Raw genomic sequence first — 26,761 nt, 5'->3', positions numbered from 1 at the left:
CCCACAAAAGCAAAGGCTGAAAAACCCTCTTCCTTCATTACAGGAACAAACACGCAGCGGTAACACCCTTTTTCCGCAGCCTGTGAAACCGTGCCCTTCCGGGGCTTGCCACAGGAAGCTCTTTGCACGGTTCAAACACAAGTTCGGATAGCCGTTGGATGGCTCCCGCTAGTGAAGATGCCCAATCAGCAGGTTTGCGACATAGATTCCGGCTGAACCGAGAAATACCGCGGCCATGATGGCTGTGCGTGGGCCTTCGCGACGGCGGGCTTCGGGGAGGAAGTCGCTGGTTGCCAGTTGGATGAAGAACCCGGCGGCAATCGCGAGCAGGATCACCGAGCTCTTCGTGGAGAACGTCCACCAGACGGTCGCCAGGCCGCCGAGCAGCGGAGCGATAGAGTCGGCGATGAGGAACGCATAGTCCGCTGGTTGGGCATGTTCTCCGCCGCTGGTCAGCAGGACCGTGTTCATGCCGTCGCCCAGGTCGTGTGCCGCGATGCCTGCGGCGACGGCGTATCCGGCCTCGTGCGACGCGGCATAGGCGAGCCCGATGGCCATGCCATCGCGGAAGCTGTGAAAGATCAGCATGGTGCCGCCAATCCTGCCGATGGTGCGGCGGGAGAAGGCGGTGGACTCCCAGCGCGCTGCCAGGGCATCCAGCCCGTTCCCGAGAGCGAGGCACAACAGGAAGGAGATCAGGGCCACGCCAAGAACGTTTGTGGGGGTGAATCCGGTCGGTTCGCCCAGCAGGATGGCTTCGGGCAACAGGTCGAGAAAGGCCGCGCCGAGCAGCAACCCCGCGCCGAGCGCGATGAGCAGGGCCAGCGACCGCCGAAAGCGAATGGCCAGAAGGCCTCCCGTGAGAGTGGACAGCACGGGAATGATGAGTAACAAAATAGGCACGGGCAGGTTGGAGCTAGAACTTAAGACTACCTTATTGGCATTGGTCGGCGAAAATAACAATATGCTGATGCGCGTAGACCGGGACTGGATTCAAGCACGCGCTTTGGCTGCGGGCTTCGATCTCGCGGGGATTGCCGCAGTGCCTGCGGAGAGCAGCCCGGAAGCGGATATGAACGATCGTCGCTTCACGGAGTGGATTGCGGCCGGTCGCGCAGGCGAGATGGAGTACCTGAAGCGGGCGAATGAAGCCGGGGAGTTGCTGCGCGGAGATCTGCGCCGCGCCATGCCCTGGGCGCAATCGGTGATCGTCTGTGCCGTGAACTACAACGCGGAGGAGCCACGATCGATCGATCCCGCTCCTGCCATCGCTGGGTGGATCGCGCGCTATGCGTGGAGTGGCCTTGAGCAGGCTGGCAGCGGCCAAGAGCCTAAAGGTAGCGACTATCACGAGGTCTTACTACCGAAGCTTCGCGCTGTAGAGGCCGAGCTGAAGCAGCGATTCGGAGAGAGTTGCGAGACGCGCTGCTATGTCGATACCGGCCCGATCCTGGAGCGCGGCTATGCCGAGCGTGCAGGTGTCGGATGGATTGGCAAGAATACCTGCGTGATCAACCAGCAACAGGGGTCGTGGCTGTTGCTGGGCGTGATCGTTACATCGCTGGAGCTCGCGGCGGACGCTTGGGCTGTGCCCGCAGCCGATCGTTGCGGCTCCTGCACGCGCTGCATCGATGCCTGCCCTACCGACGCCCTGGTTGCTCCGAGGCAGATGGACGCCTCGCGCTGCATCGCCTACCTGACCATCGAAAAGAAGGGAAGCCTTGCAGAAGACCTGCTCCCACTGATGGGACGGCAGGTCTTTGGGTGCGATATCTGCCAGGATGTGTGCCCGTGGAACCGGCGCGCGCCGGTGGCGGCTTCTCCTGCGTTGCCTGCACGGCGCGAGTTGGTGAACCCCGCGCTCGAGTGGCTGGCCGGGATGGATGGTCCGACATTCAATCGCTGGTTTCGTGGGTCGCCACTCGAACGCACGCGGCGCAAGCGTATTCTGCGCAACGTGGCGATTGCGATGGGGAATAGCGGCGAACACGAGTTCTTGCCGCAGCTTGAGAGCTGGGCCGCAGGGGATGATGCTGTGCTGGCGGAGGCTGCGGCGTGGGCGATTCGCCGGCTTTCATAGAGCAGACGATAGCGTGGGTGCGGTGCTTGTCCTTGCCGTTGTTTGTTTTTCGTCGTCATCCTGAGCCGTAGGCGAAGGACCCCCGCATTAAGTATCGCCACAGATACAAAGCGCATCACCACTAATGCTTGTAGTGCGCTTTGCGTCTGTGCTGCCACGAACGAAAAGCGCAACATCAAACATTTGTGGTGGCTCATTTAGCGCTCGTGATGGCACGAATGCGGGGGTCCTTCGCCTACGGCTCAGGATGACGACGAAAAACAAGCAACGGCGAAAGCAGACAACGGCGAAAAACAAACAACGGCATGTCGTTCCATGCCCATACAGCCATCCAAGTAAACTATGAGCATGTCCCCTGAGAGTTCCATAGCGCCGCGCAGCGTCGCCCCGGCAACGGTTCGCGAGGCCGGGGACGAGAACATTGCGACGAACCTCGTCGCGGCACCTGCACGTCCCGTGCATGCAGGCGGGACCTGGGAACAGGTAAAGGCGCTCGGCCTCTACATGACCAAGACCGAGGTGCATACCTATGCCTTCAGTGTCGCGGCGCAGGTGATTCTCTCCCTGTTTCCCTTCATCGTGCTCATGCTTACGTTGTCGCAGAAGGTCTTTCACTCGGCGAAGATGTTCGACGTCGTCGGGGAGATGATGACCCACTTTCTGCCCAACAACCAGGACTTCGTCATGCGGAATATGCGTGTGCTGGCGTATGCGCATACCAAGACCAAACTCGTTTCGGTGGTGATGCTCTTCATTACGGCAACCGGCGTGTTCCTCCCGCTGGAGGTTGCTCTGAACAGCGTCTGGGGCGTTCGCAAGAACCGCTCTTACTTGCAGAACCAGGTGGTATCGATCGGCCTGGCTGTAGGGGTTGCTGCTCTGGCGATGTCGTCGGTCGCGCTTAGCGCAGGACAGCGCACCGTGATGGGCTGGATCTTCTTCGGGCACACCGATGGAGTTGTTTTCAACTTCATCGCACATATCTTCATGAAGCTGTGCGCAATGATCGCCAGCATCGGCCTGTTTTTCCTGATCTATTGGGTGCTGCCGAACCGCAAGATTCCTGCACGGGCCGTTCTGCCGACGGCGATCATCGTCGGTCTCCTGTGGGAGGGTGCGAAGTATCTCTACGTTCTCGCGCTGCCGCACCTCGACTTTCGCTCGGTCTATGGGCCGTTTGAGGTGTCGGTCAGCCTGATCATGTGGGCCTTTATCTCAGGCCTGTTGCTACTGGCAGGGGCCTATGTCTCGGCTACACGGCAGGCCCTGCGCGAGACGCGCGCTGACGAGATCGCCGAACAGCGCGCCAGCTGATTGCTTCACTTCGACTGAAACGCCTTCACGACGATGTCGTTCGGATGCTTGCCCGCGGGCAATATCGTAAAGAGTTGCGGAAAGCCGCTCTTGCTCTGGGTACGAATGACCGCAACATCGCTGGCGCCTGAGTCGGCGACCAGCAGCAGGTGTTCATCCGCGGAGAAGGCGATGGCATCGGGGCGCGAGCCGGTACGGATGCCGGTGATAAGCCGACCGTCATCGATGCTGTACAGGCTGGTGGAGTCCGCACCAAAGTTCGTGACCCACAAGCTCGTGTTGTCCTGGCTGACGATGGCGCGCGAAGGCTTGGCGCCGATGACATAGGTGCCGCTTACCTCATTGGTCCAGGTAGAGATCTCGGAGATGCTGTCGGAGTCGAAGTTGGTCGAGAAGACTTCGCCGCTGTCGGGCTTCAGCGCGAGGTGTGTCGGAGTCTTGCCGACGTCGAGCAGGGCCAGCATCTGATCGTGCTGCAGCGAATGGTCCTGCTGACCGCGCCATGAATCAGCAGAGGCGGCGAGCCAGATGTCCATGATCTGGTGGCCGCCGGAGCAGGCGACGAACGCCTTGGCTCCCGACTTCGGCTCCGAAGTGGAGTTCGCTGAAATGGCAATGTCTGTCGCTCCGGGGCAGCCGGAGAAGGCCTCCCGGAACTCCAGGGGATGTCTGTCGGAGTCCGTAATGGAATAGACGGAGACGCTGCCCGCAATCCGATTGCTGACGACCAGGGTGCGGTTGTCCGGAGCCACGCGGGCCATGCCGGGGCCCTCTCCGGCCGCTGCGACGGCAATCTCGCGGCGCTTGTCCAGATCGATCACGCTCACGGTATTCGACGCCGAGTTCGCGACATAGGCACGTTTGCCGTCAGGGGCAACATCGATGAAATACGGCGTATGATGCACGCCGATGGTGGCGGCGACACGATTATTTTCGGTGTCGATCACGCTGACCGAGTCGCTGCCGGTGTTGACGGCATACACCTCGTTGCGGACGGGGTTGACGGCGAGGCCCGTGGGGCGATGGCCCACCTGCAGCATGCGATCCTGACGCAGATACACGAGGTCCAGCACGGCAACCGTGTCGGCGTCGCCATCGGCAACGTAGGCGAACTCGTGGTATCCGGCTTGATGATCGGGGAAGGCGTTGCCGTGGCAACTCGTAAGCCCCGCCATCAGCAGCGGGAGCGCGGCTGTGGCGAGCTTCATATAGCGTCTGGAGGCAATGGGCACTGTCTGGAAGTGTATGGGTGTGGAGAGGTGGCTGCAACCGGAGGTTGAGGTGTGAGGCTTTGCCCGCTTAAAACTTTTTACTGCCGGTGCAACATTTTCAAAAATAGCGTGTTCAGGGAAACAGCCCGGCGGCTAGCAAGCCAAGCCGGGGCCCACGCATGACTCCTCGGAACAACGGGGTTGGGCACTCTGCCTGGCTCCGTTGCTTTTTTATACCTTGGGTGTCTTTCGCCACTGTACGGCGATCCAAAGGGCATATCCGAAGTGAAGACCCCACACGACAGCGTAGGCGATATGAACGTAGGCGATGGGATGAACCCTGGTAAAGCTTTCAATATCCACGGGCGTCTCCCTCGGCGAGAAATTCTTGTGACTTTACAGCGTCCAACTTCTGCCGGCGGCGTTCGAGCGCGTAACGGAAGCAGAGCACAGCGGCAGACCACATACCCCAACCGGCAATGTTCCAGAAGATAGCCGGAAGCATGCTCTTATCCACCTGACCGCCAGTCAGCACCGGGCCGGGATGCTGGGTGCGCCACCAGCGAATGGACATGAAGGTAATGGGCACGTCTACCGCGGCGAAGATCGAGAGCACGGCGGCCAGGGTGTGGGTCTGGCCGGAGGACGACAGGCGGCGCAGCAGCACGTAGCTCACATAGAGCAGCCAGAGCAGCAGATAGGTGGTCAGGCGTTCGTCCCACGTCCACCAGATGCCCCAGATCGGCCGCGCCCAGAGCATGCCGGTCACGAGACCAATGCTGGTGAGCACGAGGGTTACCTCGGCTGCGGCGATAGCGAGCGCGTCTGAAGCTTGAGCACGTTCCGGATTTGTATTCCGCCAGAAGAGGTAGCCGAAGGACCCCAGAAGGTTGATATAGGGAGGAACCAGCGCCAGGGAGGCATTGGGGACGTGGTAGAAGAAGATGCGAAAGATGTCGCCCATCGTGGCTTCCGCGGGCGAGATGAAGATGGCTTGACGATAGCCCTCTGCCAAAACGGCAAAGGTCGCTATGAGCCATAGCCAGATAAGGGGTTTCGGGATACTGCGTGTCTGCACAATGCCTCCAGTTTATCTTGAGGGCCTCAATCCTCGCGCAGCACGAGGTCGAATAACAGTATGCAAAGTGTGGTGAAGATCAGGTCGTAGCCGACGAGTCCGCGCAGCCAGAGGCCGGGTTCGGAGTCGCCCGTCAGCACGGCGGTGGTGGCCTGGATCATCGCCAGCAGGGCCGGAGCGGAGATCGGCAGGAGCACCAGGGGGAGCAGCAGCTCCCGATTGCGGGTGCGCAGGCTGAGCGCGGCGAAGAAGGTTCCGTTGCACACCAGCGCCCAGGTGCCCAGGGGCAGGATCAACAGCAGGTACCAGACCTGCCCAAGCGGGTGCAGGTTGTAGAAGATCGCGAAGACCGGCGCGAGCACGATTTCGACCCCGCTGACGAAGAGAAAGTTCGCCAGCGCCTTGCCGAGGAAGAGCGTTGAGGCCGACGACGGAGCGAGCCGGTGGGCATCGAGGACGTGATTCCGCAGCTCGCGGGACCAGGACTGGTTGAGCGCGGTCATCGCGGCGAAGAGCAGGCCGACCCACAGCAGGCCCCCGCTGATTTGGCGGGCAACGGTCGGGTAGGACGTCGGGTCGAAGGCCAGCGAGAACACGACGACCACCAGCAGCGAAAAGAACAGCATGCCGTTGATCGAATCCTTCGCGCGCCACTCGATGCGGAGGTCTTTCCGCAGGTGCGCGACGACGTGCCGTGTATAGCTCATAAGTTCTATCGTACCGTGCGTTGGCCTGTGGCCGGGCCAGACAGGATCTCATGGACGCCGAGAGTACAGCCGGGATATCCCACGGTATGGCATTTACGAATGCGTGGGATTACCTGCCACGCAGGTGATAGTGAGTCGTAGAGGTGGACTGCTATTCTGTCCGTCTCGACACTATCTCCTGCCTGAAGGATCTTATGCGGAAGCCTCTCCTCTCCACTGCGTTTGTCTGCTGTGCTCTTGCTGTTACCGGGGCGAAGATGCTCGCTCAGCGCATCGAAGTCAGCGTTCCAGGCACGGCTCCGCTTCATGGCCGCCTTATTCTGGTCATCTCCAAAAACGACCGCACCGAGCCGCGCATGGAGCTGTCGGAGAACTACCAGTCCGAGCAGGGTTTTGGCGTGGACGTGGAGGGCGTTGCTCCTGGCAAGCCGATCGTGATCGATGCCAAGACCTTTGGCTATCCTCTGCACTCTCTGACGGAGCTTCCGCCGGGAGACTACAACGTTCAGGCGGTCTTCAACGTCTACGAGCAGTTCCATCTTGAAACCGGCAAGAACGTCTGGCTTCCTCCCGATAAGGGAGAGGGCCAGAAGTGGAACCGCAAACCGGGCAATCCTTACAGCACGCCGGTAAAGCTCCATGTCGACGCGAAATCACCTGTGAACCTCAAGATCACGCTCGACAAGGTCATTCCTCCCATCGAAGGCACGGATCAGGACCCTGCCGTGATGGCCGCCAAAGACCCCGGCGCCAAGTGGCTCAAGTATATGAAGTTCAAGAGTGAGAAGCTGAGCAAGTTCTGGGGGAGGGATACCTATCTGGGGGCGTGGATTCTGCTGCCCGACGGCTTCGATGAGCATCCGGACGCCAAATACCCTCTGGTGGTCTATCAGGACCACTATCATGCCAGCTCCGGGCCTGCGTTCCTGGCCACCAGGCCCAGTGCAGAAGCTAGCCGTAGCCGTCGTGGTGGGGATGCCGGATATCGCCTGTTTCAGGACTGGACCTCGGGCCGCCTGCCGCGCGTCATCATCCTCTATGTGCAGAACGCGAACCCCTACTATGACGACTCCTACGTCGTCGATTCGGCGAACGTAGGTCCTTACGGCGCAGCCGTTAATGACGAGCTGATTCCGGCGGTTGAGAAGATGTACCGTGGCATCGGACAGGGCTGGGCCCGCGCGACCTATGGCGGCTCAACCGGCGGCTGGGAGGCGCTTGCGACGCAGGTGCTCTACCCCGATAACTACAACGGCGCGTATGCCGCGTGCCCTGATCCGGTCGACTTTCACGCCTATCAGAACATCAATCTCTACGACAGCCCCAACGCCTTCCATCTGGACGGCGATTTTGCGCAGATTCCTACTGCCGGAGACCGCAAGCCGGATGGCACCGTCATTGCCACCGCCGAGGGAGAGTTTGCCTTTGAGAATGTCCTCGGGACTCACGGCCGCTCGACGGAGCAATGGGCCATCTGGCAGGCGGTCTTCTCGCCCGCTGGGCCCGATGGTTATCCTGCCCAGGTTCTCGACCCGATTACGGGCGTAATCGATAAAAAAGTGGTGGCGTACTGGCACGATCACTACGATATGGCTGCGATCCTCAAGCGGGACTGGAGCACCCTGGGGCCGAAGCTGGAAGGCAAGCTGCATATTGCAGTGGGCGACGGCGATACTTATTTTCTGAACAATGCTGTCCATCTGCTCCAGAACCAGCTTGAGGCGACCTCAAACCCGCACTCCGATGCGACGTTCCAGTATGGTCCCGGTATGCCGCATTGCTATACGGGCGGACCTTCGGAATACACCATGCAGCAGAACAGCGCGAACTGGACCCAGCGCGTGCTGCCGTTGATGGCCGATCACATGATCCAGTCGGCTCCAGCAGGGGCTGACGTAAAATCCTGGCGCTACTAGATCGCTCGGACGGAAGGGGCCTCCCTGGCAGAAATCCACGCCAAAGCTTGCGATGGCTCTGTCGACGTGATACAAAATATCTATTCCATCCGCTTCGGCGGGTCGAATTTCATGCAGAGTGGTTGAGGGACGAGCCCTGTGACGCCACGACAACCGGACAGAACAAAGTACCGGTGTCAACTCTCTCCTGGAAACAGGGCACATGAGGTTCGGTGGAAGCAGACCCGTCTATTGAGCCTGTATTCCACGATTCTCCGTACCCAATTTCCAGACAATTGAGAGTGGCGTTCACAAGACCAGAACCCTTCGGCCATCGGAGCTGATGATGGTGTCTTCTTGTACGAAGTATGAACTGCGCTGCAACGAGTGCGGCAAGAGTTATGGCAATGTTCCTCTCTCGGCGTGCTCCGAGTGCCTTGCTCCCCTGGAAGTCCAGTACGATCTGGAGTCCGTGCGCGGACGTTTTACGCGCGAGTCGATCGCTGCGGGACCCGCGAACATCTGGCGCTACAAAGAGCTGCTGCCAATCCCCGAGGGCTTTCAGCCCGACCTGCCGGTAGGCTTCACTCCTCTGGTTCGCGCGAAGAACCTGGGCAAGCGCATCGGCGCTGACAATCTCTACGTAAAGAACGACGCTGTGTGCTTCCCGACGTTGAGCTTCAAGGACCGCGTGGTTTCAGTCGCGCTGGCCAACGCTCAGGCGTTTGGATTTACGACCGTGGGCTGCTCGTCGACGGGCAACCTGGCGAACTCGGTGGCTGCGCAGGCCGCGCGCCTGGGACTGCGGGCCTGCATCCTCGTCCCGTCCGATCTCGAGGCAGCAAAGATTCTGAACACACAAGTGTATGGTGCACGGCTGGTGCGGATCGACGGCAACTACGATCACGTGAACCGTCTCTGCACGCAGATTGCGGATGAATACAACTGGGGCTTCGTGAACGTAAACCTGCGGCCTTACTACGCCGAGGGGTCGAAGACGGTCGGTTATGAGATCGCCGAGCAGCTTGGCTGGCGTCTACCGGACAACGTCGTTGTGCCGATGGCTGGTGGCTCGCTGATTCGCAAGATTCGCAAGGCATTCAAGGAACTGATCGCCCTGGGTCTGGTGGAGCACAAGGATGTGCGGTTCTTCGGCGCACAGGCCACAGGTTGCTCACCGATCTCGCACGCGGTGAAGGAGGGCTGGGATTACATTGAGCCCCAGCGTCCGAACACGATCGCGCGTTCACTGGCTATCGGCAATCCCGCGGACGGTCCTGCAGCGGCGAAGATGATTCGCGAGACAGGCGGATGGGCCGAGGATGTTTCGGATGTCGAGATAGTATCCGGCATTCAGGAACTCGCCGAGACGGAAGGCATCTTTACCGAGACTGCCGGCGGCGTCACGACGGCTGTTACGGCGCGCCTGTATTCGCATGGCCGTATCTCTCGCGACGAAACGACAGTGGTGTGCATTACGGGCAACGGTCTCAAGACGACCGATGCGCTGGAAGGCCGCTTTGAAGTGGAGCGCGCGGTCAAGCCGAAGCTTGCAGCGTTCGATGAGTACATTCGTGAGGTCGACGGCTCCCTTGTGGGTGCGGCCCAGGAACTGGTATTGGCAGGAGGAGTACAGTGAGCGTGAAGGTAGTGTTGCCGACGGCATTGGCGCGGCATACGGAAGGTCAGAAGGCGTTTGATTCAGAGGCGAAGGATCTTCCCGCATTGATTGCGGAGTTCGATACCAAGTTTCCCGCTCTGGCCCAGAACGTGAAGGATGAGAACGGCAAGTTGCGCCGGTTTATCAATGTCTACATCAACGATGAAGACATTCGGTTTCTCGGCGGAGATGCACACCAGTTTGAAGATGGCGATGAAGTGATGTTGATCCCGTCGATTGCGGGTGGAAGTCTCTAAGTAAGATCTAGCGAAAGATGAAGGGCGACGAGAGATTCTCGTCGCCCTTTGTCTTTGCCGTTGTTCGTTTTTGCCGTTGCTTGTTTTTCGTCGTCATCCTGAGCCGTACCGGGGTTCCCAGCGAGCGCGTACTTTGCGCTTGTTGGGGTGGTTTGGCGAAGGCCCCCCGCATTCGGAGGGGCAAGAACATTTGTGGCGGCACGAGCGGGAAGCAGGTTCGCTCGCTGCGCTCGGAATGACAACCAGAAAAGCAAAAGCTAAAAGCGCTTTAACCAGATCAATGTTCGCGTAGCCATCGTTCGCTACGAACGATAGCTATCCAGCCTTCGGCAAGCCTCTTCCAGTTCCTCTTCCTTTTTCGCAAAGCAGAAGCGCAAAAGGTTTTCGCCACGATTCGTCCCATCCGCATTGCTACCGAAGAACGCCGACCCCGCCACAGCAGCAATACCTGTATCGGAGAGCAGCCTGCGGGCCTTCTGTTTGGCATCCGCACCTGGGATACGAGTTGCGTCGGCGAGCACGTAGTACGCGCCTGTGGGGATGGAAGGAGTAAGGCCCGCGCGCGTCAGGGCAGCGCAGATAGCGTCGCGCTTGGCCTGGTATTCAACAGCCATCTCCTCGTAGAACGAAGCAGGCAAGGCCAGCAGGCCTGCCGCAGCGCCATGTTGCAGGGGAGAAGGCGCACAGACGTAGGTGAGGTCATGGAAGTAGCCGATGGACGGGAGCCAGCGTGCATCGGCGGCAAGATAGCCGAGACGCCATCCCGTGACCGAGAAGGTCTTGGAGAAGCCGGAGATCGTGACGGTGCGCTCCGCCATGCCGGGCAGTGTGGCAAGGCTGATGTGCCGTGCGCCGTCGTAGAGAAAGTACTCGTACATCTCATCGGTGAAGACGAAGAGGTCGTGCTCAATGCAGAACTCGGCGAGAGCTTCGAGCTCTGATTGGGTGAAGACCTTGCCGGAGGGGTTTGACGGGGAGTTGAGGATGATGGCGCGAGTGTGTGGTGTGATCGCGGCCCGCAGGCGGTCGAGGTCGAGCCGCCAGTCTGGGGCATCAAGCGGGACGATGACCGGGATGACGCGCTGTGAGCGCAGGGTGCTGACGTGGTAGCCGTAGAAGGGTTCCAGCACCAGGCACTCATCGCCAGGGTTGAGCAACGCGAGCAGGGCAGCATGCAGTGCGCCGGTGGCCCCGCTGGTGACGAGCACTTCGCGGTCCGGATCGACGGACAGGCCGTTGAAGGTGGCGAACTTCTGTGCGATGGTCTCCCGCAGAGGAGCGATGCCGTCGAGGCGCGTGTAGATGTTATGGCCGGAGCGGATGGCAGCGATGGCGGCTTCGACGACTGGGTGCGGCGGGTCGGTATCACAGACGCCCTGCGCGAGGTTGATGCCGTCGACCGCAGAGCAGGCGACCGTCATGGCGCGTATCTCGGACTGCGTGCTGTTGGGTGCGAGATCGCTGAGGTAGAGATTGGTCGAGGTCGTAGGGGCAGTGATCATGATGGAGGGGCGCTCCGTACCGCGCCCCTCCATCTTATTCGCGAAGCTCCGGAGTGCACTACGGGAGTGTTAGAACCACTTCATCAGCCAGAGGATGATGACGATCAGAAGGATGGTGCCAAGGGTTCCGCTGCCGCGATATCCCCAGTTACGGGAGTACGGATAAACAGGGAAAGAACCGAGCAACAAGAGGGCGAGAATCACAACAACGATAGTTTCCACGTCCAGCCTCCAGTACAGCGATTTAAGAGGTAGATGCAACGAGGGCAGTCGCTGTTATCTGATGGTGGCTTCATAGCCCCGAAGGGGCGGTCTATACCAGCCCAGGGCGTAGCCCTGGATTTAGGGTCAGACGAAATGTAAAGGGCTGAAGGCCCGACCTATCGTTGTGCCACAGATAGGTCGGGCCTTCAGCCCTCTTTCTTGTTTAGCCAGTAACCCAGGGCTACGCCCTGGGCTGGTATAGGTCGCCCCTTCGGGGCTGTGAAACGAATTACCAAAGCTAAGGTTACTGGTGGGTGCTGATATTAGCCGAGGCTTCGTGCGAAGGCGGAATCAGGGGAACTGCATCTGCAAGCGCTTCCGGCAACTCCTCCGCGAGCTTCGGCAGTTTGGAAGTCAATGCGATCTCAAGCACCTCGTCCATCTGCTCTACCCAGTGCAGCTTCATCGTGCTCTTGATGAGCTCGGGAAAGTCTGCCAAGTCTTTGCGGTTGTCGGCAGGAAGGATCGCTTCGAAGATGCCCGCGCGATGGGCCGCGAGCAGCTTCTCTTTCAGGCCTCCGATAGGCAACACCTTGCCGCGCAGCGTGATCTCGCCGGTCATGGCAATATCGCGACGTACTGCGATCTTGGTGAGTGCGCTGGCGAGAGCTGTAGCGAGTGTGATGCCTGCTGATGGGCCGTCCTTCGGAATAGCGCCTTCGGGAACGTGGACGTGGATGTCGATGCTGCGATAGAAGTCGCGTGGCAGGCCCAGATGCTGCGAGCGCGAGCGAATGTAGGTGAGCGCAGCCTGTGCGGACTCCTGCATCACGTCGCCAAGCTGGCCAGTGGCAGTCATCTTGCCCTTGCCGTCGAGCACCTGCACTTCGGTCTGCAGGATGCTGCCACCCATCTCCGTCCAGGCAAGCCCGGTGACGAGGCCGACCTCGGACTTCTCCTGTACCTGCGAGTCACGATACCGGGCCACGCCAAGCAGATCGTTCAGGACCTCCGGGGTGACGACCACGGTATGAGTGGAGTTCTCGACGACCTTGCGCGCTACCTTGCGGCAGAGATTGCCGATCTCACGTTCCAGGTTGCGGACGCCGGCTTCGCGCGTGTAGTTGCGGATGATCTCCTGCAGGGCATCGTCGGTGAAGCTGATCTGCTCACCGTTGAGGCCGGTGGCTTCGAGCTGCTTCTTCACCAGGTACTGCTTGGCGATCTCGAGCTTCTCGACCTCGGTATAGCCGGTGAGACGTAGGATCTCCATGCGGTCCTGCAGCGGGCCGGGAATGGTGTGCAGGACGTTCGCCGTCGCGACGAAGAGAACCTGGGACAGGTCGTATTCGACGTCGAGGTAGTGGTCCTGGAAGGTGTTGTTCTGCTCAGGGTCGAGCACTTCGAGCAGGGCACTGGCAGGGTCGCCGCGGAAGTCCGAGGCCATCTTGTCGATCTCGTCGAGCATGATGACCGGGTTCTTGGTGCCGGCCTTCTTCATCGACTGGATGATCTGCCCCGGTAGCGCGCCGATGTAAGTGCGGCGATGTCCGCGAATCTCAGCCTCGTCACGCACGCCGCCGAGCGACATACGTACGAACTTGCGGCCGGTGGCCTTCGCGATGGACATGCCGAGCGAGGTCTTGCCGACGCCCGGAGGTCCGGCGAAGCAGAGGATCGAGCCCTTCGGATTCTTCACCAACTGGCGTACCGCAAGGAACTCCAGGATGCGGTCTTTGATCTTCTCCAGTCCGTAGTGGTCCTCATTGAGGATCTGCTCCGCGTTTGCGATGGAACGGATCTCCTTGCTGCGCTTCTTCCATGGCACGGCGAGCAGCCAGTCGAGGTAGTTGCGCGAGACGGTGGACTCGGCGGACATCGGCGGCATGGCTTCGAGCTTCTTCAGCTCCTGCAGGGCCTTTTCCTTGACCTCGGCGGTCATGCCGGCCTCTTCGATCTTCTTCTTCAGCTCATCGAACTCGGACTTCTCGCCGCGGCCGAGCTCCTTCTGGATGGCCTTGATCTTCTCGTTGAGGTAGTACTCCTTCTGGGCGCGCTCCATCTGGCGCTTTACCCGCGAGGAGATGGTGCGATCCATGTTCAGCTTCTCGATGGCGATGTCGAGCGTGTCGGCGATGCGCGAGAGACGTACTTCGGGATCGAAGACTTCGAGGATCTGCTGCTTCTCTTCGATGGAGAGCTGGAGGTTTGCGGCGATGACGTCTGCCAGCTTGGCGGGCTCGTCCGTGCGTAGCGCCGCGGTCGTCTCCTGGTTGAGCGACTGCTGGAGCTTGTTGTACTGATCGAAGAGCTGGTGCACGCGGACGACGAGCTGCTCGGTCTGCGGAGTGGGCGTGAGCTCGACGAGCGAGGTGCGCACGGTGGCCACAAAGAAGCCATCGTCGTCGTTCACCGCACTGGCCCGGGCGCGCTCGACACCTTCGACCAGCACCTTGATGTTGCCGTCCGGCATGCGCACGGACTGGACGATGTTGCCGATGACACCGACGGTGTAGATGTCTTCGGCGGTAGGTTCATCGACAGCAGCGTCATGCTGTGTCGCGAGGAAGATGCGGCGGTCGCCGTTGAGGGCTTCTTCGAGAGCGCGGACGCTGGATTCGCGGCCGACGACGAAGGGCGCCATCATGTGAGGGAAGATGACCATCTCGCGGATGGGCATCATCGGGAGTTTGCGTTGAGCGCCGTTGAGGAGATTGCGTTCGTCGTTAGTCATAAGGTCTCCCGATTAGACGTGCATCGCGCAGGAACGATGCGCGAGCCCGGCATGGAGGAAATTGTACGCGCACTCCGGGGCGGGGAATTGCACATGGGACGACGATTTATGGCCAATAGCCCGTTAGACCGAAGAAAAATTTAAGGGCTGAAGGCTGGATTTCTTAGTTAATAACCAAGAAATTCAGCCTTCAGCCCTTTTCGTATCGCTAAATAGCTCTGATTACCGTTATCCGGCTTTTTCGAGAATCACCGGCATGGTGATATCACGCGAGAGCACCATTTCTTCGGTGATGATGAGTTCCTTCACCTTTTTGTTGCCGGGGATGTGGTACATCAGGTCGAGCATGAGCTCTTCGAGGATCATGCGCAGGCCGCGCGCGCCGACTTTGCGGGTCAACGCCTCACGGGCTATGGCACGGGCCGCATCGTCGGTCCAGATGACCTTGACGCCCTCGTAGTCGAACAGCTTCGCGTACTGCTTCAGGATCGCGTTGCGCGGCTTGGTGAGAATCTCGATGAGCGCGGCTTCGTCGAGCTCGTCAAGAATGCCCAGCACCGGCAGACGCCCAACGAACTCGGGGATCAGGCCGTATTTGAGGAGATCCTGCGGTTCGGCCTTGCGGAGCAGCTCGGAATCGCGCTGAGCGCGGATGGGGGTAACGTCGGCCTCTTTGGCGTTGGGATCGGAGATGGCCTTGAAGCCCAGCGCCTTCTTCCCGATGCGTCGGCCGATGACCTTTTCAAGCCCGACGAACGCGCCGCCGCAGATGAACAGGATATTCGTCGTGTCGACGATGGTGAACTCCTGGTGCGGGTGCTTGCGGCCGCCCTGGGGCGGAACGCTGGCGACGGTGCCTTCAAGCAGCTTGAGCAGCGCCTGCTGCACACCTTCGCCCGAGACATCGCGGGTGATCGAGGGGTTCTCGTCCTTGCGGCCGATCTTGTCGATCTCGTCGATGTAGATGATGCCCTGCTGCGCCTTGGTCACGTCGCCTTCGGCGGCCTGCAGCAGCTTGAGCAGGATGTTCTCTACGTCTTCGCCGACGTAGCCGGCTTCGGTCAGTGTGGTCGCATCGACGATCGCAAAGGGAACGTCGAGCATCTTGGCCAGCGTCTGCGCGAGCAAAGTCTTGCCAGAGCCTGTGGGGCCGACCAATAGAATGTTGGACTTAGCGAGCTCTACGTCGTTGCCGCGGGTGCGGTTCATCTGTACGCGCTTGTAATGGTTGTAGACGGCGACAGCGAGCTTCTTCTTGGTGATCTCCTGGCCGATAACGTACTCGTCGAGGAAAGCCTTGACTTCCGCAGGCTTGGGAAGATGCGCGGGGGCTGCGCCGGGCTGGGTGTCACCCTTGTCGTCTTCGAGGATCGAGTTGCAGACGGCCACGCACTCGTCACAGATATAGGCACGAGGGTAGTCGGAGGGCGAGGAGATCAGCTTGGCGACAGCATCCTGTGATTTGTGGCAAAACGAACAGCGGAGGGAATCTTCCGAGCCCCGGGAGGTCTTCATAATGGGGTGTAACTCCTTTGTGTCAGGCTGCCGCAAGTGATCGGCAGATCGCCACGCAACAACCTAAAGTTTACACCTGCAAGTGCGGGAAAACCGGTCTGAAACCGAGCGGCGATATGCAGCTAGATACTAGGTGTCGAGGGTGGTACGGGGCAAAAATGAGTGACAAGTGGAAAGTGATAAGTGGCAAGTCTCCTCAATTGAGGTCACTTGCCACTTGCCACTTATCACTTCCCACTTGTCACTCGTTCTAGCTATGTGCGTGGACGGTCGATGATGTCGTCGATGATGCCGTACTCTTTGGCCTGCGGTGCGGTCATGATGAAGTCGCGCTCCACGTCGCGCTCGATGCGGTCGAGCGGCTGGCCGGTGTTGGCGCTCATCAGACGGTTGGTGAGTTCGCGAATGCGCAGGATCTCGCGGGCGTGGATGTCGATGTCCGTGGCCTGTCCGCCCAGGCCGCCCATCGACGGTTGGTGGATGAGGATGCGCGAGTTGGGCAGCGTAAAGCGCTTGCCCTTCTTGCCGGCCATCAGCAGGAACGCGCCCATGGACGCGGCCTGGCCGATGCAGAAGGTCACGACATCGTTCTTGATGTACTGCATGGTGTCGTAGATCGCGAGACCTGCCGAGATCGAGCCACCGGGAGAGTTGATGTAGAGCTGGATGTCCTTCTCTGGGTCTTCGCCGGAGAGGAAGAGCATCTGCGCAATGATGAGATTGGCGACGTTGTCGTCAATCGGCGTGCCCAGGAAGATGATGTTGTCGCGCAGCAGACGGCTGTAAATATCGTAGGAGCGTTCGCCCCGGCTCGTCTGCTCGAGCACCATTGGTATGAGTCCCATAGCTCTCTCTTTCTTTCAGCCTGCTCAGGATACAGGCAGGTGGGTTGGGGAAAAGCATGACCTCCTCGTGACGTTGAATCCGCTACGAGGAGGTCATGCCCGAAAGCACTAGGAGGCGACTTTTTCGAAGAGGGCGGCGCCGGTCTTCTCGCGGCGCATCTGCTCGCGGATGCGATCGAGAGATCCGTCCTCGGTCAGCCGCTTGCGCAGCGCGTCGTAGGGCTCGCGCGACTGGATGGAGAGCATCAGGAGCTCGCGTTCCAGGTCCTCGTCGGAGACTTCAACGGTCTCGCGCTCGGCTACTCGGTCCAGGATCATCGAGGCCTTGACCTCTTTGACGGCCTGATCGCGCTGCGCTTCGCGCAGACGGCCGAAGTCGAGCTGACGCATCGCATCGGAGCTCATGCCCTGCTGTGCGAGTGCGCGCAGGCCGCGCTCCAGGCGAGCGTCGATCTGCTGCTGGACGAAGGTCTCGGGGAGCGGGAAGGTGAACTTCTCTACCAACTCGTCGAGCATCTTGTCGCGAGCCTGGGCTTCGAGCGCGTCCTTCTTGCGTGAACCGGCATGCTCGCGCAGCTTGGTCTCGAAGTCGCCCCAGTTCTCGTAGGGTCCGAGCTGCTTGGCGAACTCTTCGTCGCGCTCGGGGTAGTCCTTGCGCTTGATGGACTTTACGGTGACGTCGTAGCTGACGGTCTTGCCGGCAAGACGAGCCTCGCCGAACTCGGCGGGGTAGCTGGCCTCAAAGGTAAGCTCCTGGCCGATCTTCGCGCCGCGCAGGGCTTCGGTGAAGGCGGGCAGCGTGTTCTTGCCGCCGATCTCGATGAGCACGTCTTCGCCAGTGATGGGCTGGGCGTTCGAAGCGCTCTCGAGGCCATCTTCAGTCACGGTCTGGGCGAGTTCCTGAACCTGACCCTGGAAGCCGATCTCGGCCCAGTCGCCGTCGACGAGCGGACGGTCCTCTTCAACCGGCTCAACGGTGGCGTGGCGGTCGAGAACATTGGCAAGCTCGGCCTGGTACTCTTCCTCGGTCAGCGTGGAGTCGGGGCGCTGGACGGAGATGGAATCGTAGCCGTCGATATTGATCTCCGGCAGAACTTCAAAGGTGGCCTTGAAGCGGAGGGGCTGGCCTTCAACGAGGAACAGTTCGGAGACCTGGGGCTGCGAGACCGGGTTGATCTTCTGCTCTTCAAGAGCTTTCCGGAACCGGTCGGAGACCAGCGACTCGAGAACTTCCTGGCGGACTTCTTTGCCGAAGCGCGACTTGATCATCGCCTCGGGCACCTTGCCGGCGCGGAAGCCGGGGATGCGCGCGAGCTTGGTGTAGCGCTTGATCACCTGGCGGAAGGCCTTATCGACGTCAGCGGCGGGCGCTTCGACTTCGATGGAGTGTGTGAGCTCGGGGTTCAGCGTGGGCGCGTGCTGATGATCGTGGCCTGCATGATCGTGATCATGGCCTTCGTGGCTCTGTTCGAGCGCGTCGGAGGGCTGTACTGCAGGGGCAAGAGTCTCTTCGTTCGTGTCTTGGATCGTATTTGAGGGGGTCAAGTTTGTTGCCTTCCAGAGGTTTTGGCGGTGGCATTGCCTTCAAAAAAGCGCAGAGATTGCGCCGCGTGCCAGTAACCGCTCGCCAGTGACAAGGATACGAGGCTGCGGCGGTAGGGTCAAACGGCAAGCTGTGCACGCGGGCACGTTGCCGCCGGGCTTAGTGGTTGTGGGAGGGACGCCAGGGGCCTGTCAAGGAAAAGATTTCGATGCGTACCTTCCACTGCATGCTTTCGCCGGGTTTCAGGATAGCGATGCCCGATTTGCTCATATCCGTATGTCCCCATTCGCTGCCGAACGGGTTGCTGAGATTTGTGTTGGGGCCGATCGAAACCCAGGGTTTGTCTTCGGGGGCGATGACGCGCAGGTTTGTAATGTTAGGGGTCAGTGGAATGACGCGCAGGCCGTAGTCAGCCGCCGGGTCCCGCAGTTCCGCAATCGGGCCATCGGAGATGAGGCTGCCGTGAAGATTGACGTAGGTTTCGTCCAGCGAGATGTGGCCCAACGGAGTTCCGCTGGCGTGGAGGAAGTCGTAGGACGTGCCCTGGGTCGGAATAATGCGTCCGCTGGATACGCCTGTGGAGCGATCGCCGGCCTCTACAAGGTTGAGAGAGGGGATGACGAGCATGGCCTGGGCCCGGTTTCCGCTGGGGATGGCGAAGTAAGGATGCCATCCGAGTCCCATCGGCTCAGAGGTATCGCCGGTATTGTGCGCCGTCATTGTGAGATCGAGGGAGTGGCCTGAAAGTTCGACGAGGATGGTGACATCGGTATTGGAGGGCCAGTTGCCGGAAAACGAACTGGCACTGAAGGTTGCCTCCGCCGATTGGCCGTCCGGCAGGGAAGACGTCTTTACGGCATCGGCACCGCGTGCCAGCAGAAGGCCTTCTGTCGAAATAGGGCTACCAGGAATACTGGCAGGGAAGGTGAGCCGCTGCCCTTCCCAGAGAGTTTGCAGGACGCCGCTTCCCGGCGCCGGAAAGCCGGTCAGTTGCGCTGCCCAGGGGGCGAGGAAGGCGCCACCGTAGTTGGTCGAGGCGCTGCCATTGTCATCGTTGTCCAGCCCGGAGAGGATCTGCGCGGCCTGGGATACAGGCGGAGAGACCAGCAGGGAAACCTCACCCCGGCCCGGGAGGGAAGCGGTGAGCTGCCAAAGGTTGAAGCCACGACCCGGCAACAGCGTGGCAGAGACGAACTCAGGCCCATCGCCATTTGCGCGGAGGGATCGCGAGATGCGGATTGGATCCTGACCGCCCGGCCCTTGCGGTTGAACGTGATTCGTGGACGTTGCTCGCAGACGATGCAGATTGCCCTGGGAGTGTTCGTAGGAGCCGAGTGCGAGGATCAGGCAAACCGTAGCGATCAAACTGGGGGTCATCCAGCCTGAAGTGCTCCAGCGTCCGAACCAGGAGGAACGGGGGCTGCCGGAGTTAGGCATTTCAAACTTCATGGAGCAAATCTCTCTTGGACCGGTTTTGCCCGGCCCCGCTGTACGAGCAAATGCATGATGGTGACTCTATGGAAGAGGCGCCATCAGGATCTGATGGTTGGATGCAAATGGAAATCCTGACGTAGAGCTATTCTCTCCGATGCACTTCGGAGTGCACCAGGAGGCGAACTGCTCTATCATCGGCCAACGTGAAGCTTTTGGACAAACAGTCAAAAATCAATCAAGGGAAGAGTACACGCTCTTCGAAGAAATTGCTGGTATTGCAGGAGTTACACGAAGCAATCACCACCTGTGAACGCTGTACGCGCCTGCGTGAATACTGCCGCGGCATCGGCGAAACACGGCGCAAAGCCTATCGGGATGAGGTCTATTGGGCGCGGCCCGTTCCCGGCTTTGGCGACCCGAAGGCCAGGATTCATGTCATGGGTCTGGCGCCGGGAGCGCACGGGGCCAATCGAACCGGAAGACCGTTTACGGGGGATGGCTCCGGCGACTTCATGTACCCGGTGCTCCATGAGCTGGGTTTGGCGACCAAGCCAAAGGCTGTCTCTCGTGAAGATGGCCTGAAGCTTCGCAATCTGTGGATCAGCTCTGTCGTTCGGTGCGCTCCGCCGGGCGATAAGCCGAAGCCGGAAGAGATACGGAACTGCTCCGGACATCTGACGGCTGAGATCGAAGCCCTGCCGGGAGTGCGCGTGGTGGTGTGCCTCGGGAAGATCGCCTGGGATGGGTATTTAGCTCATCTGGTGGCCGGTGGCGTGATCGAACGCAGGTCAGCCTATGTCTTCGGGCATGGGGCGGAGTATCTTTTGCCCCACGGAGTTACGCTTCTGGGCAGCTATCATCCGTCCCTGCGGAACACGAACACCGGGCGGTTGGACCGGGTGATGTTTGCACGGGTCTTTGTGAAAGCGATGGAGATTGCCGGTCTCGTTTGAGCCGGTGTTTTCAGAAAATAACGGGAGTGACCAACCTGTTGCGACAGGCTTGAATCTCACCTGCTGAGTTAGTGAGTTAGACCAAACGGAGGTATGCCATGCGTAATAAGGAATTTTGGATCGCGCTAGGATTCGGAGCCCTGGCTGGGGGTGTTGCCGCGCTGCTCTACGCTCCGCAGTCGGGAGCGCAGACACGCAAGAAGCTGAAACGCGGGATTGAAGACGCCGGTGAGGCGTTGGAAGAGGCCGGCGATTACCTCAGGGATCAGGCCGAGTATCTGAGCCGCGAGGCGCAGAAGCTGATTGAGCGCAGCAAAGATCAGTTTGACGATGCGCTAGATGCAGCCAGCGGGGCTGCGTCCAAGGCCGCGAAGTCGGTTCAGAAGCTGGTCTGAAGCAGGTCTATGGATTAAATCAAGAAGCCCCATCTCACTACGCGTTCTACGCATGGTGAGATGGGGCTTTTAGTTGTTCTAACTGTATTGTTCGGGTGGGCCGATCGTGACCACGAAATAGGTGCAGGGAGTGTCGCCGGCGTTGCGCACGTAGTGCAGATCGCCTGCGCAGCAGAGGCCGATGTCGCCTGCTTCCATGCGGCGTGTGACGCCGTTGGTGGTGAGTTCGCAGACACCTTCTCTGACCAGCCATATCTCGTTATGCAGATGCTTGTCGGTGGGCTCGTGCAGAGCGCCAACCTCCTGGTGGGTCTCGTGCATCTCGATCTGGATGTTGCCCGCTTTGAGCATTCCGGCGAGGTATCGCTGGGAGGTGCGCTTGGGTTGTGAGCCGTAGGATTTGCCGGGGGTGTAGACGCCGGAGATGAGCTCCGGCAGAACTCCCTTGGGCTTGTTGCCGTTGATGGTGCCGGGGGTGGGAGTGCCCATGACCGGGTGGTCCATGGTGCCGGTGGTTTGAGCGGTGGCCGCTTCGGGGAGCAGGGCCCCAACTGCGAGCAAAGTGGGGAGAAGTGCCGTAAATTCACGTCGATCCATCTTGGTAAATCACCTCCTGTAAAACAATACGCTCCTGCTGTCAGGCAGGAGCGTATTGTTTTCAAGAAATGATTGCGATTAGACGGTGGTGAGAGCCATTCCGGCCGACTTCTCTTCGCCGTCGGCAGCGACTGGACGATAGTGAAGCTGGTTGTTCTCGAGGTAGACCTCCAGGAAGGCTGGCCGTTCGGCGATCAGGCCGGCGATCAGCGCCTCGGAGAGAGGGTCCTCGATGTAGCGTTGCAGTGCCCGGCGCAGCGGACGTGCTCCGTAGCTGCGGTCGACCAGCGTCTTGTCCAGGATCCAGCGCTTGGCGTCGTCCTGTACCGAGATGGTGATGGCCTTGTGTACCAGGTTGGTGTTGAGGCTCTGCACCAGCAGCTCCAGGATCTGCATGAGGTCGGAGTCGGACAGCGACGTAAAGACGATGACCTCATCGAGACGATTCAGGAACTCGGGGTTGAAGGTTCTCTTCACCTCGCTCATGACCATCTCCTGCATCTTCTCGAGCACAATCTCGTCCTTGCTCGACTGGAAGCCCAGGCCCTCGCGCTTCATGAGGTGCTTGGCCCCGATGTTCGAGGTCATCACGATGATCGTGTTCTTGAAGTCGACCGTGTTGCCCAGGCCGTCGGTCAGCTGGCCGTCTTCAAAGACCTGCAGAAGCAGGTTGAAGACGTCCGGATGAGCCTTTTCGACCTCGTCCAGCAGCACGACGGAGTAAGGGGAGCGCTTGACCCGCTCGGTGAGCTGGCCGCCCTCCTCGTATCCGACGTAGCCCGGAGGCGAGCCGATGAGCTTGGAGACCGAGTGCTTCTCCATGAACTCCGACATATCGAAGCGGATGAGCGACTTCTCCGAACCGAAGAGGAACTGTGCCAGGGTGCGCGCGACTTCGGTCTTGCCGACGCCGGTCGGTCCGAGGAACAGGAACGAGCCGATGGGGCGTGCGGGATTCTTGAGCCCGGCACGAGAGCGGCGGATCGCACGGGCCAGGGCGCTGATGGCCTTGTCCTGGGCGATGACGCGCTTGTGCAGCTCTTCTTCCACGCGGAGCAGCTTCTGGGTCTCTTCTTCCTTGATCGAGGTGATCGGAACACCCGTCCAGCGCGAGACAACGTCTTCGATGTCCTCGCGGGTGACGATGCCCGCGGAGTTCTCGTCGAGGTGGTACTTGTCGCGCAGGACGCGAAGGTTCTCGCGCTCCTTGCGCTCCTCGTCGGAGTAGAAGCGTGCCTTCTCGAACTCGTGGTTCGCGATGGCGTTCTCCATGCGGTGCACGATGAACTTGATGCGCTTCTGGACCTCGGTGAGCTCTTCGGGAAGCGTGGTCTGGCGCAGCTTCACGCGGGCACCGGCTTCGTCGATGAGATCGATCGCCTTGTCCGGGAGGAACCGGTCGGGGATGTAGCGGTTGGAGTGCGAGACGGAGAAGGTGATCGCGTCGTCGGTGTAGCTGACGGCGTGGAACTTCTCGTACTTCTCGCGGATGCCCATGATGATCTTGATCGCGTCTTCCTCGTTCGGCGGCGGGACCTTGACGGCCTGGAACCGGCGTTCGAGCGAGCGGTCTTTTTCGATGGACTTGCGATACTCCGCCGGGGTGGTGGCTCCGATGCACTGGATCTCGCCACGGCTGAGCGCGGGCTTGAGGATGTTTGCCGCGTCGAGCGAACCCTCGGCCGAGCCAGCGCCGACGAGCGTGTGCAGCTCATCGATGAAGACGATGGAGTTTTGATTCTCCATCAGCTCTTTCATGATGGTCTTCAGGCGCTCTTCGAACTGGCCGCGGTACTTGGTGCCCGCGACGATCAACGATAGATCAAGCGAGAGGACGCGCTTGTCGGCGAGGAAGCTGGGAACTTCGCCGTCGGCGATCTTCTGCGCGAGGCCCTCGACGATAGCGGTCTTGCCGACACCAGGCTCGCCGATGAGGACCGGGTTGTTTTTGGTCCGGCGGCAGAGGATCTGGATCACGCGCTCGACTTCAAAGTCGCGGCCCACCAGCGGATCGAGCTGCTGATCGGCTGCGGCCTGGGTCAGGTCGCGTGAGAACTCGGCGAGCAGAGACTGCTCCTGTTGACCGCCGCGCTGCTTGGAGCCGCCGCTTTGCTGTGCGGGCTTCTCCTGCGTGGTGCGCTGCAACTCCTCGCGAATGGTGGGGAGGCGCAGGCCGCGTTCGGTGAGGATCTCTGCTGCAAAACACTTTTCTTCACGCAGCAAGCCCAGCAGAAGATGCTCTGTGCCGATGTGCTTGTGCGAAAGACGCTCGGCCTCCTCGGCCGCGTAGGCAAGCACGCGCTTGCACTCGTTGGAGAGAGGCAGGTCGACGGACGTGCTGACCTTCTCGCGTACGGTGGTGTGCTGCTCAATCTGTTTGCGAATGGATTCTACTGAGGCGTGCGAGCGCAGAAAGCGATTGGTGAGCGCCTTGTCTTCGCGCAGCAAGCCCAGCAAGAGATGTTCGGTTTCAATGTAGGGCGAGCCGAACTGGCTCGCTTCGTAGCGCGCGAAGAAGATAACGCGCCGCGCCTTTTCTGTGTAGCGTTCGAACATGCTCCCCCTTCGAACCGCCGCCCCCGCGTATGGAGCTGAAACTACCAGGACCAGAAACAAGGACGCGGTCTGCGAATGACGATTACCGTGGCCACCACCGCGATTTTTTGCGGCGGAGAGGACTGACTGCCGTTATGGCCGCCAGCGAGTTGCCTCCTAGTGTATCCGCGCCGGACCGTGAAAACGAAGCCCCGGCGAAGATTCGGAGACAAAGATTAGACGTGGCTGTGGGAAAATGGTCGCAAATGAGGGTTTTGGGCTCGGGGCAACGAGGGTTCCATCTGTCATTCTTTCCTCTTTTTCACGCAGGATAGAGGACATGATCATGAATGAAAAAGGGGAGGGAACCTCTGGGTAGCGAGTATCAGTTTCGATGACTTGCCGCCTCTTTACTGGCATAGCGTACAAGCTTGTTGGGATCTTGGCAGCCCCCGATCTCGGTCATGCACGACAGATCAATCTGCCAGTCCTTCTGGCGCTGGGACAATGGAACAGACGCATCGTCTTCGATCCACAGTATGAAGCGTGGGGATGTTTCATAACCGGAAACGGTCACAATGCGACCGGGAGGTGCCACTTTTCTGAGGAAAGCGTCGCCGTGTTTCACTACTTCTACTACGCTGATCCCATGGCGTGGAGCCGTGAAAGACTCGAATGTTTTACCGACCGCCATGCCCTCTCTATAGTCGATCGTTATCCATATATCAGTTACTGGGGCAAGATGAAGCCGCTGAAATGCGGGATTGGTAAAACCATACTGATCAGAGTCAGTTCTCACTTGATTCTGGTCAAAGTGGACGTGATAGCGAGAAAATTGCTTTGTAAGCTCTTTCGTCTGAGATTCAGAGGTAATCCCGACTTGAATATTGGAAAGCACACTAATCAATCTCTGTGCTTGAAAGCGCTCGTAGTAAGATTCTGCAATGCCGATCAGCAGCAGGACAAACGCAAGACCTGCCACTGTCGCAGTCGCTCGCAATAAGATCGTTTTTTTTCGCAACATGAGGCCCCCCGGCTTCCGCTCAAGATGACCAATACCTTCAATGAAGGTTGGACGACGAGCCATTAATATAGACAGGCCCGCCCGTGCAATAGATATGCTCGAATCCTGATGTTCCGCCTAGTTCGTTGATCATGATTGGCGTCTGGTTGGATGCGTCGAACGTTGAGCTTGTTGAAATCGTAAAGAACCTGTAGCTATCCAATACAAATCCTGCGGCGGCGCCAAGAGTGTCGTCGAATCGATTTGCTGTTGGATCACCAGATTGATAGTCGTAGGGGCCAACAGACGTAGTCCCGGTTATTCCCTGCATGGTTTGATGCTCATAGATGTAATAGCTATGGTTTTGGGTGGCCCCTGTCAGGGTATAGGTGCAATTATGGTTTCCTGAGTCGCAACTTACCGTTATCCGCATATTTGCGGCACTGTCTCCCGGCAGTAATTGGGCATGAAGGTTGGCGTATTTTTGCATGTTGGCCTCCGCGTGTCCTGCTGCAATTTCTTCAGCAGAAGGAGGAGGAGGAGGCGGTGCAACGCAAGAGATAGGAGGGCTGCAGGCGGTGGGCTCGCTTGATCCCCAGCAACCCACTGTATTGTCGTCATCACAGTTGCCGGGAGTGACGCATACATCCGCTACTGTGCCATCGGCGCAGACATCCAGTCCTGTCACGTCGATATATTTGAGCGGATCGTTGAGGACGTAGGAGTAAAGATTGAGGCTCTGAGGGTTTCGCAGATTCGCATAGTGTTCCCCGGAAGGATCAGGTGACATCCACCGCCCCAGGGTGGGGTTATAGCTACGGAACTGGTAGCTGTCCAACCCGGTCTCCGTATCGTGCTCCTCGCCGCTGGTAAACGGGACTGCTTGTCCTGTTGCTTGAGAGTCTCGCGCCAGCACCTGCCCAAAGGGAGCCAGTTCTGCATGTGCCAGCACAGCGCCTTTGTTCGAGAGTTCTACCCGCGTCATCCCCAGGGGATCAGCTACGTAGTAGCTGACCTCCGTTCCCTGCACCTTCGCGATTCGCTGTCCATTGGCGTAGAGGTAATCCACCCAGCTGCCATCTGGACTTCTCTCCGCCAAAAGGTCGTCGCCCAGCCACACTTCTTCCGTCACAGCACCGTGTACTTGCTTCTGTACTCGATGGCCTTCCGCGGAGTACATGTACTGGATCGCTCCATCATCTACATCGACGATATTCCCAGCAGCGTCGTACCGATAACGATGTACCCCGTCAGATGTCACTTCTCCAGCAGAGTCATAGGTCACACCTGCGGACTCTG

The 26,761-nt window shown here is 59.7% G+C and carries 23 protein-coding genes and 1 riboswitch; of the genes, 7 read left to right on the top strand and 16 right to left on the bottom strand.

All coding sequences use genetic code 11. From position 1 onward, the window contains the following. Positions 1-168 precede the first annotated feature (168 nt). A complete protein-coding gene (locus tag HDF15_RS24550; RefSeq protein ID WP_311733202.1) occupies positions 169-903 on the bottom strand; it encodes a zinc permease in 735 nt (244 codons plus the stop codon). Between HDF15_RS24550 and queG the strand changes: the two genes are divergently transcribed. Next, a complete protein-coding gene (gene queG / locus HDF15_RS24545) occupies positions 881-2,080 on the top strand; it encodes a tRNA epoxyqueuosine(34) reductase QueG (RefSeq protein WP_311733201.1) in 1,200 nt (399 codons plus the stop codon). The two genes, HDF15_RS24550 and queG, sit on opposite strands and share 23 nt — an antisense overlap. Before the next feature lie 348 nt (positions 2,081-2,428). Continuing rightward, complete coding sequence (locus tag HDF15_RS24540; RefSeq protein ID WP_184260772.1) at positions 2,429-3,394, top strand: YihY/virulence factor BrkB family protein; 966 nt, start codon at positions 2,429-2,431, stop codon at positions 3,392-3,394. A 5-nt stretch (positions 3,395-3,399) separates the two neighbouring features. Here HDF15_RS24540 and HDF15_RS24535 read toward each other — a convergent pair whose 3' ends face one another. The 4 genes from HDF15_RS24535 to HDF15_RS24525 form a co-directional block, all read right to left on the bottom strand. Next, the gene (locus HDF15_RS24535) at positions 3,400-4,602 is read right to left on the bottom strand and encodes a YncE family protein (RefSeq protein ID WP_184260770.1); all 1,203 of its coding nucleotides are present in this window, start codon (positions 4,600-4,602) and stop codon (positions 3,400-3,402) included. 234 nt (positions 4,603-4,836) lie between these two features. After that, the gene (locus tag HDF15_RS26105; RefSeq protein WP_260331332.1) at positions 4,837-4,968 is read right to left on the bottom strand and encodes a hypothetical protein; all 132 of its coding nucleotides are present in this window, start codon (positions 4,966-4,968) and stop codon (positions 4,837-4,839) included. Continuing rightward, positions 4,958-5,683: a cytochrome c biogenesis protein CcsA gene (ccsA, locus tag HDF15_RS24530; protein ID WP_184260768.1), complete on the bottom strand. Its 726-nt coding sequence runs from the start codon at positions 5,681-5,683 to the stop codon at positions 4,958-4,960. Before ccsA ends, HDF15_RS26105 begins: the two co-directional genes overlap by 11 nt. A gap of 26 nt (positions 5,684-5,709) precedes the next feature. Next, entirely contained in the window at positions 5,710-6,390 is a 681-nt protein-coding gene (locus HDF15_RS24525) for a heme exporter protein CcmB (RefSeq protein WP_184260767.1), read from the bottom strand. Between the two features lie 194 nt (positions 6,391-6,584). Between HDF15_RS24525 and HDF15_RS24520 the strand changes: the two genes are divergently transcribed. The 3 genes from HDF15_RS24520 (at position 6,585) to HDF15_RS24510 (ending at position 10,202) form a co-directional block, all read left to right on the top strand. Next, positions 6,585-8,306 (top strand): esterase, encoded by a 1,722-nt coding sequence (locus HDF15_RS24520; protein ID WP_184260764.1) that lies wholly within the window; start codon positions 6,585-6,587, stop codon positions 8,304-8,306. A gap of 106 nt (positions 8,307-8,412) precedes the next feature. Further along, a riboswitch (SAM riboswitch) is annotated at positions 8,413-8,515 on the top strand. A 116-nt stretch (positions 8,516-8,631) separates the two neighbouring features. After that, positions 8,632-9,924 (top strand): threonine synthase, encoded by a 1,293-nt coding sequence (gene thrC / locus HDF15_RS24515; protein ID WP_184260761.1) that lies wholly within the window; start codon positions 8,632-8,634, stop codon positions 9,922-9,924. Continuing rightward, the gene (locus HDF15_RS24510; protein WP_184260759.1) at positions 9,921-10,202 is read left to right on the top strand and encodes a MoaD/ThiS family protein; all 282 of its coding nucleotides are present in this window, start codon (positions 9,921-9,923) and stop codon (positions 10,200-10,202) included. Before thrC ends, HDF15_RS24510 begins: the two co-directional genes overlap by 4 nt. Positions 10,203-10,504: 302 nt before the next feature. Here HDF15_RS24510 and HDF15_RS24505 read toward each other — a convergent pair whose 3' ends face one another. The 7 genes from HDF15_RS24505 to HDF15_RS24475 form a co-directional block, all read right to left on the bottom strand. After that, entirely contained in the window at positions 10,505-11,704 is a 1,200-nt protein-coding gene (locus tag HDF15_RS24505) for a pyridoxal phosphate-dependent aminotransferase (RefSeq protein ID WP_184260756.1), read from the bottom strand. 69 nt (positions 11,705-11,773) lie between these two features. Continuing rightward, positions 11,774-11,926 carry a DUF3309 family protein gene (locus HDF15_RS24500; RefSeq protein WP_184260753.1) on the bottom strand — a complete coding sequence of 51 codons (153 nt, stop codon included), beginning with the start codon at positions 11,924-11,926 and terminating at the stop codon, positions 11,774-11,776. Between the two features lie 286 nt (positions 11,927-12,212). Next, positions 12,213-14,642, bottom strand: a complete 2,430-nt coding sequence (lon, locus tag HDF15_RS24495) for an endopeptidase La (protein WP_184260751.1) — start codon at positions 14,640-14,642, stop codon at positions 12,213-12,215. 228 nt (positions 14,643-14,870) lie between these two features. Beyond that, positions 14,871-16,157, bottom strand: a complete 1,287-nt coding sequence (gene clpX, locus HDF15_RS24490; RefSeq protein ID WP_184260748.1) for an ATP-dependent Clp protease ATP-binding subunit ClpX — start codon at positions 16,155-16,157, stop codon at positions 14,871-14,873. Positions 16,158-16,411: 254 nt separating this feature from the next. After that, entirely contained in the window at positions 16,412-17,002 is a 591-nt protein-coding gene (clpP, locus tag HDF15_RS24485; protein ID WP_044176876.1) for an ATP-dependent Clp endopeptidase proteolytic subunit ClpP, read from the bottom strand. Between the two features lie 108 nt (positions 17,003-17,110). Next, positions 17,111-18,547, bottom strand: coding sequence for a trigger factor (tig, locus tag HDF15_RS24480; RefSeq protein WP_184260745.1), 1,437 nt, complete (start codon positions 18,545-18,547; stop codon positions 17,111-17,113). Positions 18,548-18,704: 157 nt separating this feature from the next. Further along, positions 18,705-19,994 (bottom strand): hypothetical protein, encoded by a 1,290-nt coding sequence (locus HDF15_RS24475; protein ID WP_184260742.1) that lies wholly within the window; start codon positions 19,992-19,994, stop codon positions 18,705-18,707. A 260-nt stretch (positions 19,995-20,254) separates the two neighbouring features. Between HDF15_RS24475 and HDF15_RS24470 the strand changes: the two genes are divergently transcribed. Further along, the gene (locus tag HDF15_RS24470; protein WP_260331331.1) at positions 20,255-20,932 is read left to right on the top strand and encodes a uracil-DNA glycosylase; all 678 of its coding nucleotides are present in this window, start codon (positions 20,255-20,257) and stop codon (positions 20,930-20,932) included. Positions 20,933-21,030: 98 nt separating this feature from the next. Beyond that, positions 21,031-21,327 (top strand): YtxH domain-containing protein, encoded by a 297-nt coding sequence (locus HDF15_RS24465; RefSeq protein WP_014266378.1) that lies wholly within the window; start codon positions 21,031-21,033, stop codon positions 21,325-21,327. 78 nt (positions 21,328-21,405) lie between these two features. Here the strand turns inward: HDF15_RS24465 and HDF15_RS24460 are convergent, their stop codons facing one another. The 4 genes from HDF15_RS24460 to HDF15_RS24445 form a co-directional block, all read right to left on the bottom strand. Further along, a complete protein-coding gene (locus HDF15_RS24460) occupies positions 21,406-21,924 on the bottom strand; it encodes a cupin domain-containing protein (protein ID WP_184260739.1) in 519 nt (172 codons plus the stop codon). A 78-nt stretch (positions 21,925-22,002) separates the two neighbouring features. Continuing rightward, positions 22,003-24,480: an ATP-dependent Clp protease ATP-binding subunit gene (locus HDF15_RS24455; RefSeq protein ID WP_184260736.1), complete on the bottom strand. Its 2,478-nt coding sequence runs from the start codon at positions 24,478-24,480 to the stop codon at positions 22,003-22,005. A 364-nt stretch (positions 24,481-24,844) separates the two neighbouring features. Continuing rightward, positions 24,845-25,483 (bottom strand): hypothetical protein, encoded by a 639-nt coding sequence (locus HDF15_RS24450; protein WP_184260733.1) that lies wholly within the window; start codon positions 25,481-25,483, stop codon positions 24,845-24,847. Positions 25,484-25,520: 37 nt separating this feature from the next. After that, a complete protein-coding gene (locus HDF15_RS24445) occupies positions 25,521-26,747 on the bottom strand; it encodes an RHS repeat-associated core domain-containing protein (protein WP_184260730.1) in 1,227 nt (408 codons plus the stop codon). Positions 26,748-26,761: the final 14 nt, after the last annotated feature.

The sequence above is a fragment of the Granulicella mallensis genome, from assembly GCF_014203225.1.
In the GTDB taxonomy this organism is placed as follows: domain Bacteria; phylum Acidobacteriota; class Terriglobia; order Terriglobales; family Acidobacteriaceae; genus Granulicella; species Granulicella mallensis_A.
Note: the sequence above shows the minus strand (reverse complement) of the source record. Positions and strands in the feature narration are given on the sequence as shown.